Annotated in this window: 9 protein-coding genes and 1 pseudogene; 5 read left to right on the forward strand and 5 right to left on the reverse strand. The window is 75.0% G+C overall.

The features are described from left to right. The first annotated feature begins 13 nt into the window (after positions 1–13). From QA634_RS32220 to QA634_RS32230, 3 genes are read left to right on the forward strand one after another with little or no spacing between them, the layout of a single operon-like run. On the forward strand, positions 14–1096 hold the full coding sequence (locus tag QA634_RS32220) for an ABC transporter ATP-binding protein (protein WP_012336021.1): 1083 nt from the start codon (positions 14–16) through the stop codon (positions 1094–1096). Beyond that, the gene (locus QA634_RS32225; protein WP_012336022.1) at positions 1093–2049 is read left to right on the forward strand and encodes an ABC transporter permease subunit; all 957 of its coding nucleotides are present in this window, start codon (positions 1093–1095) and stop codon (positions 2047–2049) included. Before QA634_RS32220 ends, QA634_RS32225 begins: the two co-directional genes overlap by 4 nt. Further along, positions 2046–2822: an ABC transporter permease gene (locus tag QA634_RS32230; protein ID WP_012336023.1), complete on the forward strand. Its 777-nt coding sequence runs from the start codon at positions 2046–2048 to the stop codon at positions 2820–2822. The genes QA634_RS32225 and QA634_RS32230 overlap by 4 nt, the downstream gene beginning before the upstream one ends. A gap of 137 nt (positions 2823–2959) precedes the next feature. On the opposite strand, the gene QA634_RS32235 is transcribed toward QA634_RS32230, so the two are convergent. From QA634_RS32235 to QA634_RS32255, 5 genes and pseudogenes are all read right to left on the reverse strand, one after another. Further along, positions 2960–4408, reverse strand: coding sequence for a pilus assembly protein TadG-related protein (locus QA634_RS32235; RefSeq protein WP_012336024.1), 1449 nt, complete (start codon positions 4406–4408; stop codon positions 2960–2962). Next, positions 4393–5100, reverse strand: coding sequence for a TadE/TadG family type IV pilus assembly protein (locus tag QA634_RS32240; protein ID WP_012336025.1), 708 nt, complete (start codon positions 5098–5100; stop codon positions 4393–4395). Before QA634_RS32240 ends, QA634_RS32235 begins: the two co-directional genes overlap by 16 nt. Then, the gene (locus QA634_RS32245; protein WP_012336026.1) at positions 5100–5657 is read right to left on the reverse strand and encodes a TadE/TadG family type IV pilus assembly protein; all 558 of its coding nucleotides are present in this window, start codon (positions 5655–5657) and stop codon (positions 5100–5102) included. Before QA634_RS32245 ends, QA634_RS32240 begins: the two co-directional genes overlap by 1 nt. A gap of 98 nt (positions 5658–5755) precedes the next feature. Continuing rightward, positions 5756–10100: pseudogene (locus QA634_RS32250) on the reverse strand (translocation/assembly module TamB domain-containing protein). Next, complete coding sequence (locus tag QA634_RS32255; protein WP_085984505.1) at positions 10100–11998, reverse strand: autotransporter assembly complex protein TamA; 1899 nt, start codon at positions 11996–11998, stop codon at positions 10100–10102. Before QA634_RS32255 ends, QA634_RS32250 begins: the two are co-directional and overlap by 1 nt. Before the next feature lie 391 nt (positions 11999–12389). On the opposite strand from QA634_RS32255, the gene QA634_RS32260 reads away from it, so the two are divergent. Together QA634_RS32260 and QA634_RS32265 are read left to right on the forward strand one after the other, a co-directional pair. Then, the gene (locus QA634_RS32260) at positions 12390–13286 is read left to right on the forward strand and encodes a histone deacetylase family protein (protein ID WP_012336029.1); all 897 of its coding nucleotides are present in this window, start codon (positions 12390–12392) and stop codon (positions 13284–13286) included. 75 nt (positions 13287–13361) lie between these two features. Further along, a complete protein-coding gene (locus QA634_RS32265) occupies positions 13362–13502 on the forward strand; it encodes a hypothetical protein (protein ID WP_012336030.1) in 141 nt (46 codons plus the stop codon). Positions 13503–13584: the final 82 nt, after the last annotated feature.

Genomic DNA, 13584 nt, shown 5'->3' on the forward strand with positions numbered 1-13584 from the left:
CGACCGGACGACCTTGCAGCCCGATTCCTCCGCCCCCGCGCCCGGCCAGCTCCGCTTCGAGTTCGTCACCAAGCGCTTCGGACCGATCCCGGCGGTCGAGGAGGTCAGCCTCGACCTCGCGGCGGGCGAGTTCTTCTGCCTGCTCGGCCCGTCGGGCTGCGGCAAGTCCACGCTGCTGCGCATGCTCGCGGGCTTCGAGGCGCCGACGCGGGGGCGCATCCTGCTCGACGGGCAGGACCTCACCGGCGTGCCGCCGCATCGCCGGCCGGTCAACATGATGTTCCAGTCCTACGCGCTGTTCCCGCATCTCAGCGTCGCCGACAACGTCGCCTACGGCCTGCGCCGGGAGGGGCTCGGCCGGCGCGAGATCGCCGGGCGGGTCGCCGAGATGCTGCGGCTGGTCCAGCTCGACGGGTTCGAGGCGCGCCGGCCCGACCGCCTCTCGGGCGGCCAGCGCCAGCGGGTCGCCCTCGCCCGGGCCCTCGCCAAGCGCCCGCGCGTGCTCCTCCTCGACGAGCCCCTCGGGGCCCTCGACCGCACCCTGCGCGAGCAGACCCAGGGCGAGTTGCGGGCGATCCAGCGCCGGCTGCGCACGACCTTCGTGGTCGTCACCCACGACCCGCCGGAGGCGATGGTGCTCGCCGACCGGATCGGCGTGATGGATCGCGGCCGCCTCGTCCAGGTCGGGCCGGCCGCGGACCTCTACGAGCGCCCCGCCACCCGCTACGTCGCCGGGCTCCTCGGCGACGTGAACCTGATCGAGGGCCGGCTCGGCCCCGGCGGGCCGGGCCCGCGCCGGCTCGACACGCCGCTCGGCCCGCTCGCCGGCACCGACCATCACGGGGCCGGGCCGGAGGGGGCCGCGGCCGCGCTGGCGCTGCGCCCCGAGCGCGTCGTCCTGCGCCCGGACGGGGAGGGGATCCCCGCCACCCTCACGGACGCGACCTACCTGGGCGAGAAGATCGTCTACCGGGTGCGGCTCGGCGACGGGCGGGAATGGCGGGCCGCGCTGCCGGCGGGGGCACCGGGCTTGGCCCCGGGCCTCGCGGTGCGGCTCGGCTTCGCGCCCGAGGCCGCCGCCCTGGTGCCCGCGTGAGCCGGCCCCCGCGCCGCCCCGATGCCCGCCGCGATGCCCGTCCGGGGCGGCGCCTGCGCGACGCCCTCGCCCGGGCGGCCGTGCCGGCCCTGCCCTTCGCCTGGCTTCTCGCGTTCTTCGGGCTGCCCTTCCTGATCGTCCTCAAGATCAGCCTCTCGGACCCCGCCACCGCGCTGCCGCCCTACACCCCGGTGCTCGACTGGGACGCCGGGGTGGCCGGCTGGTCCGACTTCCTCGCCGCCCTCGACTTCGAGAATTACCGCACCCTCGCGGCCGACCCGCTCTACCTCGACGCGGCGCTGACCTCCCTGTGGATCGCGCTCGCCGCGACGCTCCTCCTCGCCCTCGTCGGCTACCCGATCGCCTACGGCATGGCGCGGGCGCCCCGGCGCCTGCAGCCGCTCCTCGTCGCCCTGATGGTGATCCCGTTCTGGACGAGCTTCCTGATCCGGGTCTACGCCTGGATCGCGATCCTGAAGGCGGACGGCTTCCTCAACCAGGCCCTGCTGGCGCTGGGCCTCGTCGCCCAGCCGCTGACGATCCTGAACACGCCGGCCGCGATCCTGATCGGCATCGTCTACGCCTACCTGCCCTTCATGGTGCTGCCGCTCTACGCGGTGCTGGAGCGCCTCGACCGCGGCCTGATCGAGGCGGCCCGCGACCTCGGGGCGAGCCGGGAAGCGGCCTTCCTGACCGTGACCCTGCCGCTCTCGGCCCCGGGCCTCGCGGCCGGGGCGCTGCTCTGCTTCATCCCGATCATCGGCGAGTTCATCGTCCCGGACCTGCTCGGCGGCGCCGACACGCTGATGCTCGGGCGGGTCCTGTGGAGCGAGTTCTTCTCGAACCGCGACTGGCCCCTCGCCGCGGCGGTGGCCGTGGTGATGCTGCTGATCGTGGCCGGGCCGCTGGTGCTGTTCCGCGAGGCCGAGGCCCGCCAGATGGAGCGACCGTGAGCCGCCCGCACCCCCTCGCCGTGGCCGCGCTCGTGCTGGGCTTCGCCTTCCTGTACGGGCCGATCCTGCTGCTCGTCGCCGCCTCGTTCAACGCCTCCCAGCTCGTCACGGTCTGGGGCGGCTTCTCGACCCGCTGGTACGCGCGCCTCGCCGAGAACGGGCCCCTCGTCGCCGCCACCCTGACCACCCTGAAGGTCGCGCTCGCCTCGGCGAGCCTCGCCACCGTGCTCGGCACGCTGGCGGCCCTCGCCCTCGACCGGCGCGGCGGTTTCCCGGGCCGGGCGCTGTTCTCGGGCCTCCTCGTCGCCCCGATGGTGATGCCGGAGGTCATCATCGGCCTCTCCCTGCTGCTGCTCTTCGTGGCGCTCGGGATCGACCGCGGCCTCCTCACCATCGTGGCGGCGCACGCCACCTTCACGCTCTGCTTCGTCGCCGTGGTGGTGCAGGCGCGGCTGCGCGGGCTCGACCGGACGCTCCTCGAGGCCGCCGCCGATCTCGGCGCCTCCCCGGCCACGGTGTTCCGCACCGTGACCCTGCCGCTGATCCTGCCCGCCGTGGCGGCGGGCTTCCTCCTCGCCTTCACCCTCTCGATGGACGACCTCGTGATCGCGAGCTTCGTCTCGGGGCCGGGCGCCACCACCCTGCCGATGCGGCTCTACAGCCAGGTCCGGCTCGGGGTGACGCCGGAGATCAACGCGATCTCGACCCTGCTGATCGCCACCGTGGCGCTCGGCGTCCTCGTCGCCTCGCTCCTCACCGCCCGCCGCAGCTGATCCGCTATCCGGACGATCACGTCCGTTCAGCGGATGAGAAGCCCGCGCGGCGCGTGAGCGACGCCGACATCCGCATGGCGACGCAATCGGTCGGATCTCGCATGACACCCGATCCCGCGCGATCGAGGCAGCCGGCCTCATTCCTTCAGGTGGGCGACCTGGGTCGCCTTCATGAACATCGCGTCGAGCGCCCTGTCGATGGCCTCGGGCGTGTCCGCCATCTGGAAGTAGCCCGGCGAGGCGCATTGCCTTGCGACGTCCGGCAGGCCCGAGCTGAACCCGTTGACCTTGTTGTTCTCGTCGGCGATGTCGCTCTTCACATACGTGAAATCGATCTTGATGTAGGGAATCAGCAGGACGGACACCGTCACGCCGGCTTGCCTGAGCGTGTCGCAGTATCCCCAGTCCATCGGAACCGGATCGGATCCGCCCGGCGACCAATTAGCGTCGGGATATGCACTGAATTTCGATGGAGATCCGGAATAGTAGCGTTTGCCATTTATCTGTATAGAGTACCATTGGTTGTTCTGCATTCCATCCGTGATCAGAAAGACGAAAGGCTTCGGCTTGATTTGCGTTGAGCCGTCACCGTAGCCGTTCGCCTTGATGGTCGCCAGCATGGACGTGAGCGACGTCTCGAAATGCGTGCCGCCACTGCCCACGCCAGTCGAGGGATCGCCGTTGCTGTCGAGCTGGGTGGCGCCCGTGTCGAGGAGCTGCGTGAACACCATCGGGTTCGACGCGGCGCAGCCCGCCTTGAGGTTGAGGGCGCTGGTATCGGCCGTCAGGTCCTGGAGCGTCCCCATCTGGGTGATGAACGGGTACAGCCCGACCCGGTACTGATTGGCGACTTCCGGCTGGGCGGCGCGCTTGATGAGGTTGCAGACCGCCACGTTCACGGCGCCGGACCGCAGCTGGATGTTGTTGAACACGGCGAGGTCGTAGCCGACGAATCCCGGGAAGTGGCAGGCGAATTGGCATCCCTGCTGATAAACCTTGAAAAAGTCGATCCGATTGAGGGCCGCGAGCTGCGCCTGCCCGTCCGTCGTCGAGGGCAATCCCATCGAGCCCGAGACGTCGATCAGGAGATAGAAATCGAGGTAGCTCGGCACGCTGGTCGTCGCCACCGCCCTGCCCGAGACCGCGGTGGTGCGGATGCCGAAGAGCGGCCCGAAATTGTTGGACACGGTCGCCGTGTAGGTCACCGTCGCCTCGAAGGTCTGGCCGCTGCGCGTGAGCTGGATCGGATCCAGGGCGAAATGCGTGAAGGGCACCGATCCGGCATTGACCGCGAAGGCGTTGGCCGCCCGGGCCTGGCCCTCCGCCACGGCGATGTCCCAGACGTTCCAGTTCCTGGCGTTGGCGGCCACGTAGGCCTTGGCGGTGACCACGGCGGCGAGCGCCGCCGCGTCCGCGGCGTGGTCGAGCTTCGTCTTGGCCCCGACCGCCATGCCGTAATCGACGCCGAGCCCGATCATCCCGATCAGGGGGATCAGCGAGAAGGCGACGATGAGGCTGACATTGCCGGACGCCGCGCCGGCGAAGCCCGCCGCGCGCGCGCGGCGGCGCCTCAGGATCCCGAGCATACGAGGATGCTCCCATCGTTGGTGGTTGGGTTGACGGTGATCTGGCTGGCGTAGCGCGGCTGCAGATAGGCCGAGCGGGCGATGCGGACCGGCGGCACGAAGGACGAGCCGAAGACCGGCACGTAGGTGAACACCACGTCGACCACGATCACCGAGCCCGGCCCGAACAGCGAGCGGGGCAGGCGGCCCGGCGCGGGCGGGGCATCGTTGTCGACGGGCTGCAGCGGCGCTCCGCAGGCGCGGTGGGGTCCGCGGCGGCCGGTCGTCCAGGCGAGGCTCGCCGTGAAGCAGCGGGTCAGGTCGGCCGGGTCGCTGCAGATCGCCCCGGTCGGCGTGAACACCACGCTGGCCGCGTTGATCGAGATCACGTCGGACCAGAGCGCGCCGCGCCGGGCCGCCTGCTGCAGGGCGTAGGGGAACAGCACGGACGCGGCGCTGATGACGACGTCGATCTCCCCCGCGCCCAGCTGGGCGATCGAGCCGGACCGCTCGGGCGGCGGAGCCTGCGTCAGCATCTGGCCGACCGCGGCCGGGATGCGCTCGATCCGCTTGAGGCTGTCCGCGTAGGCGGCGATCTGGAACCCGCCCAGGATGATGAGCAGCAGCAGCGGCAGCAGCAGGGCGAACTCGACCGCCGCGATCGCGCGGCCGTCCCGGCGGAAGCCCTGCAGGCGCGAGGCGGCGGACCTCATCAGTACTGCTCGTTGCGGAAGGCCGCGGTCGCGACCGCGAGGAGCGCCGGCCGGCCGTTCGCGACGGCGGTGAGGTTCGACAGCAGGCTGGCGAGGCCCGGCGGGATCAGGGGCATCGGGTAGATCACCAGCAGGTACTGGTAATCGCCCTGGATGCCGAGCTGGAACACGTCGTCTCCCGGCAGCGGCTGCGGAATTCTCAGGGAGCTCCAGTCATCCGTCAGAAACCGGAAATAATTATCCATGCGTGCTTTGACTTCGACTTTGTAGAGCTTGACGATCACGCTGTCGCAAGAGACGAGCGCGGGCAGGGGCGGGCAGACGAACTGATCGCGAAACTGCGAAGGCGTCATCTGCGCCGCCTGCGACTGCACGGCTCCGGTCATGATCTGGCGGGCGGCCTTGGCGGTGGCGAGGTCGACGGCCTGATTGACGTAGAGGCTGAGGCCGAGGATCAGCACGAAGCTGAGCATCAGCGTCAGCATCGACGCCACCAGGGCGAACTCGACGGCGGCCGCACCGCCGCGGGCGCGAATGAATTTTCCGAGCACATCCATGCGACTGACCCTAGGTCAGACCGTCTAAGGATGGCTTAAGCGGGTCCGCCGGCGCCTGCCGTTCCTCGGGAAGAACGGGCCGCACCTGCGGCCGTGGCTCAATATTCCCATTCAGCCCCGACGCCGAGCGCGGCGGCGCCGTTCGCCCCGGCCTCGCCCTGGACCTTGATGCGCCCGGTCACGTCGTAGGTGAGCGTGGCGGCGCTGTCCTCCGGCCGGGCGCCGGCCTTCACCCCGACCGAGAGCCGGTCCCCGAGCGCCCGCGACAGCCCGACCGCCGCGCCGCCCCTCGACCCGGCCTGCACGTCGAGGCTGTCGAGGCCGAGCCCCTTGCGGGCGCTCTCGAACACGTCGGGCCCGCCCGCATTCCCGGAGAGCTGCGCCACCCCCTGCGCGAGCTGCAGGGCCTGGAAGGGCGAGAGGCCGCCCGAGGCCTTCTTGAACAGGAGGCGGGAGAGCACCTCGTCCTGCGGCAGGGGCGGCTCGGAATTGAGGGCGAAGACCGGCCGGTCGGCCGGGCCGCTCACGGCGATGCGGGCGGTCACGTCGCCGGCCTGGGTCTGGGCCTCGAAGTCGAGGTCGGGCGCCGTGAGGTCGCCCGCGAAGCCGACGCGGCCGCGGGTGAAATCGAGCCGCTGGCCGACGATCTGGATCCGGCCGCGGCGCAGCGCGAAGCTCCCGTTCGCCACCGGCGCCCGCGAGGTGCCGGTGAGGCGCAGCGACCCGCCGAGTTCCGCATCGACGCCGCGGCCGCGCACCACGATGCGCCCGGGCACCGAGACGGCGAGGTCGAGGGCCGCGTCGAAGGGCGCGGCCCGGCGTCCGGCCCGCGCCCGCTCCCGGGCCCGGGCGGCCAAGCGGCCGCGCTCGGCCTCCGGCACGTTGACGTGGCGCAGGCCCGGCAGGGGCTCGACGGTGGCGGGCAGGCGGTCCGGGATGCCGACCGCGAGCGAGATCACCTCGACCCGGCCGGCGATCCGCGGGGTGCGCGCGAGCGGCCCGGTGAGCGCGAGGTCGAGCCCGGCGACCGCCGTCATCAGCGGGCTCGCGGCGAGCTCGGCGCGGTCGGCCCGGATGGTCAGGTTGCCCGGGAAGCCGGCGCCGGGATCGACCGCCACCCGGCCCGTCGCGCTCAGCGTGCCGCCGTTGCGGGTGGCGGCGGTGAGGCGCTCGATCGCCAGGGCGTCGCCGCGCCCGCTGACCCGGCCCTCGATCCGGTCGAGGCGGATGCCCCGCAGCGGATCGGTGAAGCTGCCGCCGGTGAGCGTGGCGCCGCCCCCGACCCGGGGCGCCGCGAGGGGCCCGGTCACCTCGGCGTCGAGGGCGACCCGGCCGGCGAGGCGCTGGCCGGAGGCGGAGAGGAGCGTGTTGGCGAGCGCCGCGTCGAGGCTGCCCCGGGCCGTCACGCCGAGCGGCCCGCCGGGCTCGACCGGCAGGAAGCCCCCGAGGGTCACGGCGAGGCCCCGCCCGGCCGCGACGGTGCCGTCGAGGCCCGCCCGCCCGTCGCGGATCTCCCCGAAGGCGCGCCTCGACCGGCGGCAGGCCGGCCGAGCGCGTCTCCGGCGTGGCGAGCCGGGCGACCCGCAGGGCGTAGCGTCCCTCGGGGCTGCCGGCCGGCCCGGCGAGGCTGACCTCCCCGTCGAGCGTGCCGGAGACGGCGAGGCGCGGGTCAGCGAGCCGGGCCAGGGAGAGCGGCACGGCCGAGAGGCTCGCCCGCAGGTCGAGCCGGTGCCCGATCCGCCCGTCGAGGCTCGCCCGGCCGGAGCCCGCCGCCAGGCCGAGATGCTCGACCACGAGGTCGCGCCCGTCGAGGCGCAAAGTCGCCGGGCCGGCGAGGGCGAGGCGGTCGCCGCCGCGCTGGGCCGCGAACCGGACGAGGTCGAGGCGCGGGGCCTCGCCGGCCTCCGGCCGGCCGGCTTCCAGCCGGGCGGCCCCGTCGAGGAGGAAGCCCCGCGCCCGCGCCTGGATCGTCAGGTCGCTCGCCTCCGCGGCGGACCGCGCCTCGAAGCGCAGGGTCTCGACGGTCTCGCCCGCCGCGACCAGCCGCTCGGCGGCGAGGCGGCCGTCGAGGCGCGGCGCCGCGCGCAGGTCGCTGCCGGCGAGGTCGGCGTCGAGCCGCGCCAGGGCGATCTGCCCGGCCCGGAGCCCCTCGCCCGCCGCCCGGACGCGCGCGTCCTGGCGGCCGTCGCGGCGCGCCAGGGTGATCCCGGCATCGAGCCGGCCGGCGAGGCGGGTGAGGGCGAGGGCCGAGAGGTCGTCGAGGCTGCCGGCCCTGAGGCCGAGCTCGCCCTCGGCGAGGCCGCTCCCGGCATCGATCGCGGCGGCGCCGCGCAGCTCCACCGAGCCGAGGCTGAAGCCCAGGCGGTCGAGGACCCAGTCGCCGCGCCGCCGGGCGAGGTGGGCCTCCCCGGCGAGCGGCTTGCCCCCGACCCGGCCCGAGAGGGTGAGCGTCCCGTCCGGGCGGCCGGTGACGTCGCGCAGATTCGCCGCCAGGACGAGGTCGCGCAGGGGCCGCCCGAGGGCCGAGCCCTGCGGCGCCTCGGCGGTGAGCGCGAGGTCGGGCCGCTCCAGCGAGCCGGTGAGGGTCGCGCCGAGGCGGGCGGCGCCCGCGAGGTCCGGGTGGAGCGCGGCGAGGTCGGCGAGGTCGAGCCGGGCGGCGAGGTTCGCCTGCGCCAGGGTGGCGCGGCCCTCCGCCGTGGCGCTGACGGCCCGCCCCTCGAGCCGCGCCCGCTCGACCGCGTAGCCGTCCGGCAGGCGGGTCAGGCGGCCGCTCAGGCGGGGAGCGGGGCCGAGGCTGCGGTCGAGGGCGGGAGTGCCGAGGGCGAGCCCCTCGCCCGCCGCCTCCAGCTCCGCCGCGACGCCGCCGCGGCCGGGATCGCCCGACAGGAGGGCGGAGGCGGAGAGCCGCCCGGCGAGCGGGCGTCCGGCCAGCAGCGAGAAGGCGGCGAGGTCGCCGAGCTCCGCCCGCAGGGTCCCGGCCACCTCGGTGCGGCCGAGCCGGCCGGCGTAGCGCAGGCTCGCCCCGGGCGCCTCGAGGCTGAGGGTCCGGAGGTCGGCCACCCCGTCCGGGCGCAGCTCGCCGCGCAGGGCAAAGCGCGCCTCGGGCCCGACCGCGCGGCGCAGGGCCGGGTCGGCGAGGTGCAGGCCCTCGAAGGCCGCGTCGGCCGCGAGGCGGAAGGACTGGCCCGCCGGCAGCCTCGGCAGCGGCTCGACCGCGAGGTCGGCGCTGATCCTGGCAAGGCGGCTCTCCGCCGCGCGCAGGCCCGCGGCCCGCAGCGTGCCGCGCAGGGCCGGGGCCGCGAGCGGTCCCGTGAGGGATCCGTCGAAGGTCAGGGCCTCGACCTCGCCGGCGCCGGTCCGGGTGACGCCGCCCTCGGTGGGCAGCGCCCGGGCCGCGAGCGCGAGGTCGGCCCGTCCGGCCGCGTCGAGGCCCCCGGCGGCGGTGAGCGTCGCGGTCCGGGAGGTGAGGGCGAAGCGCTCGATCCGGGAGGCGCCGTCGCGCGAGAACAGCAGCGCCCCGTCGAGCCGGGTCGTGCCCGCGAAGACCGCCGCCGCCGGCCCGGGCACCAGCCCCTCGATGCGCGAGGCGAGGTCCAGGACCATGCGCCGCCCGGCCTCGACCCGGTCGATGCGGGCCCGCCCCTCGGCGCCGATCTCGTCGCCGGCCCGGAAGGCGAGGCTCGCCCCGAAGGCGTCGAGGGGGCCGCGCCCGTCGAGGTCGAGGGTGACGGGCGGCAGGCCCGGCAGGGCGAGGGCCCGCGCGACGAGGCCGCCCTGCGGCTCGTCGTGGGCGAGCTTCACGTCGAGGCGCTGGCCCTCCGGCACGTAGGCGAGTCGGAGCGTCGCGGTGCCGGGCCGGTCGAGGCGGCGGATGCCGAGGGCGAGGTCGAGCCCCTCGCCCGGGTCGCCGAGCCGCGCCTGGCCCGCCCCGGCGAGGCGGGCGGCCTCGCCGAGCACCGGCGCGCCGAGGCCGAGTTCGTCGAGGGTGAAGGCCTTCACCTCGACCTTCACGGGCAGGTCGGGCAGGAGCGGGCCGTCGGAGGCGGTGGCGACCGGGTTCGGCAGGGGCCGGCGCAGCACCTCCAGGCGGCCGATCTCCAGCCGGTCGATCTCCAGGCGCCGGGCGAGGAGGGCGGTGCGCCGCCAGATCAGCCGCGCCCGGTCGAGGCGCAGCCAGACGCCCTCGCGGTCGGCGATGGCCACGTCGCGGATCGTGGCGTCGGAGGAGAGCGCGCCGTCGACGGCGCCGATCGAGACCCGCGAGGCGGGCGTCGAGAGGGCGCGGGAGAGGAGATCGCCCAGGATCGTGGTCTCGCCCTCGGCGGCGCGGCCGCGCCCCTGCGCCGCCAGGAGGGCGAGGGGGAGGGCGAGGGCGAGGACGAGGAGGCCGGCGAGGAGCGCCCGGCGCAGGCGGCCGGCGCGGGCCGCGAAGGCAGCGTTCATCAGAAGGCCTGCCCGATGCTGATGTACAGGGCGACGGGCGGCTGCTTGAGCGCCTTGTCGGGGTTCAGGGGCGCCGCGAGGTCGACGCGGATCGGGCCGATGCCCGTGTAGTAGCGCAGGCCCAGGCCCGCCGCGTAGCGGATCCGCTCGTCGAAATCCGGCAGGCTCGACGCGAAGGCGGTGCCGGCGTCCAGGAACGGCACGAGGCCGATCGTGTCGGTGATCCTGATGCGGGCCTCGAGCGAGCCTTCGAGGAGCGAGCGGCCGCCGATCGGCAGCTGGAACGGACCGATCGGGCCGACCGTGCGGTAGGCATAGCCGCGGATCGAGCCGCCCCCGCCCGCGAAGAAGCGCAGCGAGGCCGGGATCCGCTCCAGGCTCGCCCCCGTGATGGAGCCGAAGCCGACCCGCGCCGCCAGGATGGTGCGCGCCTCGTCGTCGAGGGCGAGGTAAGTGGAGCCCTGCGCCTTGGCGAGGAAGATCCCCGGATCCGAGCCGAGGAAGCCCGGATAGGGGGTCGCCGCGGCGGTGAGGCGGATCCCCCGGGTCGGGTCGAGGAGGTTGTCGGTCGAGTCGTAGGCGACCGAGACCGGCAGGCCGACGAGGCGGTAATCGACCTTGCCGAGCGCGTCCCGGGACGAGCCGACCTGTCCCTCGATCCCCGCCTGGACCGAGGCCGCGTCGCCGAAGCGGTGGCGCAGCGCCACCGTGCCGCCGGCCGCGTCCGTGAAGTAGGATTGCTGGACCTCGCGGCCGACGAAGGCGCCCGCCACGAGGTCGTTGCGGGTGCCGAGCAGGCCCGGCTTGACGAAGGTGGCGGCGAGCCGGCCGCCGAGGCCGTTCGTCTCGATGCCCGCGAGCTTGCGGCGCCGCGCGTAGTAATCCTGCCCGAGCCCCAGATAGGACAGGTCGGCGTCCAGCCGCAGGCTCTCGCCGCCGCCGAACAGGTTGCGGTGGGCCCAGTAGCCCCGCACGCCCGGCCCGTCGACCGTGGAGTAGCGCGCCGCGACCCCGAGGAGGTTCGGGGCCCGCTCGCTCACCTCGACGAAGACCGGGAGCCGGCCCTCCGCGTCGAGGCCGTCGGCCTCGCGCACCCGCACGCCGCCGAGCGCCTCCAGGCGGGTCACCGAGCGGCGGATCCCGGCGATCGCCTCGGGGGAGTAGGGATCGCCCGGCTCGGCGTAGATGAAGGAGCGCACCACCGCCGGGTCGAGGCCGGCCGCGCCCCGCACCGTCACCGGGCCGAGCCGCGCCGCCGGCCCGGGATCGACCGTCAGCGTCGCGTCGAGCGCCCGGGCCGCGTGGTCCGCCACCGGATCGAGCCGCACCACCCTGGCGAAGGGGTGGCCCTGCGCGCGCAGGTGATCGACGATCCGGGCCTGCCGGGCGAGGACCGTGGCCGAGCGGCCGGACTCGTCGGCGCTGCGGGTGAGGCGGTCCGGCAGGTCGAGGGGGAGGCCGGAGGCGTCGCGCACCGTGAGCCGCCGCAGCCGGTAGAGCGGGCCCTGCGCGATCGCGATCCGCACCGCCACGAGGCGGCGGTCGCGGGCGGCCTCGGCCGCGCGCAGGGCGGCGCGGGCCGCCGCCTCGCCGCCGAGCACGACGTCCTCGATCCGCACCGTGACGGTGCCCGAGTAATAGCCGTAGCCCCAGAGCACGTCGAGCAGGCGGCCGGCATCGGCCTCGGCGCGGCGCAGCAGGCCCTCGGCGTCGGGCGGCGGCTCGTCCCGCAGGCGGTGGAGGCTCGAGGCATCCTCCAGGGCGGTGCGCAGGTCGTCGTCCTCGACGCCCTGGACGCGCAGGGCGTAGGGCAGGGCGTCGGGCCGGGGGACGGGCGGCGCCTCCTCGCTGCCGAACAGGCCGAAGAGGTCGAAGGCCCGCGCCTCCGGCGCGCCCATCAGGCAGGCGACGACGGCGAGCGCTCCGGTGCGGCGCCCCCCGGCGCGGCGCCCGGCCCGGGCGCCGCCTGCGATCCGTCTCCTGTCCGGCATGCTCCGGCTGCTCGCTGTCCCCGGTTGCCCACAGGTCGGCTCCATGCCGCAAGGGTCGGCGGGGTTCGTGTTCAAACCGTGTCCACGCCGGAGCGCGGCGCGTGCCACTTTGAGAGCAAGCGGCGCGATCCCTCAACCCCGGCCGGAGAGCTTGCGGCGTGCGGTCGCGCTTCGCGCCGGGCCGCCGCCGACGATATCGCCCGGGTGCGGGCGCCGCGACCGTCCCGCCGCGACCGTCCCGCCGCGGCCGGCCGGGCGCGGCCGGTCCGATTGCGGTGGGCGCGGTCGAGGAGGAGCCATGCTGCCGATCGTGTTCCATCCGGCCTACGAGGCCGAATTGCCGGAGGGCCACCGCTTCCCGATGCGGAAATACGGCCGCCTCGCCGAGATCCTGCGCGCGCGCGGCCTGGTGCCGAACGGGTTCGTGCGGCCCGAGCCGGCCGGCGCGCCGACCGTCGCGCTGGCGCATGACCGCGCCTACGTCGATCAGGTGCTCACCGCGACGGTGCCGCGCGCGGTCGAGAAGCGGATCGGCCTGCCGGTCGATGCGGGCGTGGCGCGCCGCTCCCTCGCCTCGGCGGGCGGCACGCTGCTGGCCGGGCGGCTCGCCCTCGCGGGCGGGCTCGCGGGCAGCACCGCGGGCGGCAGCCATCACGCCAGGCGGGCCGGGGGCGGGGGCTTCTGCGTCCTCAACGACGTGGCGGTGGCGGCGCTCGCGCTCCTGCGCGAGGGCGCGATCCGGCGGGCCCTCGTCATCGACCTCGACGTGCACCAGGGCGACGGGACCGCCGACTGCCTCGCGGGCGAGCCGGACCTGTTCACCTTCTCCATGCACGGCGAGCGGAACTACCCGACCGACAAGGTGCCGGGCGACCTCGATGTCGGGCTGCCGGACGGGCTCGACGACGCCGGCTACATGGCCGCGCTGGTCCGGCACGTGCCGCGCCTGCTCGACGCGCTGCGGCCCGACCTCGTCTTCTACAACGCGGGCGTCGACCCGCACCGGGACGACCGGCTCGGGCGGCTCGCGCTCACGGACGAGGGCCTCCTCGCCCGCGACCGCCACGTGGTCGGCGAGACCCGGCGCCGCGGCATCCCCCTGGCGGCGGTGATCGGCGGCGGCTACGCGACGGAGATCGACGCGCTCGCGGCCCGCCACGCCCTCGTCTTCGAGGCCATGGCCGAGTGGGCCTGAGCGGAACGGCTGAGCCTGTGCCTCGTTGACAGCGGAGACAGGGCGCTCGCCGCCCGCCAGCCGGAGGGGAAGGCCATGAGCTTGATCGGCCGCATCGTCACCAAGATCCTGGGCAACGACGATCCGAATGCCCGCCCGGGCGACCGCTACGACACCCGCAACGCCGATTCGAGCACGCTCGTCGGCCGCATCGTCACCAAGATCCTGCGCCGCTGAGGCGGCACCCCGAGCGGCGCCCGCGCCCGGGCGCCGCTCGGTCCCGGCCCCGTCATGCGCCATCCGGTTGATGGCTTCGCCA

Source organism: Methylobacterium sp. CB376, from assembly GCF_029714205.1.
Classification (GTDB): domain Bacteria; phylum Pseudomonadota; class Alphaproteobacteria; order Rhizobiales; family Beijerinckiaceae; genus Methylobacterium.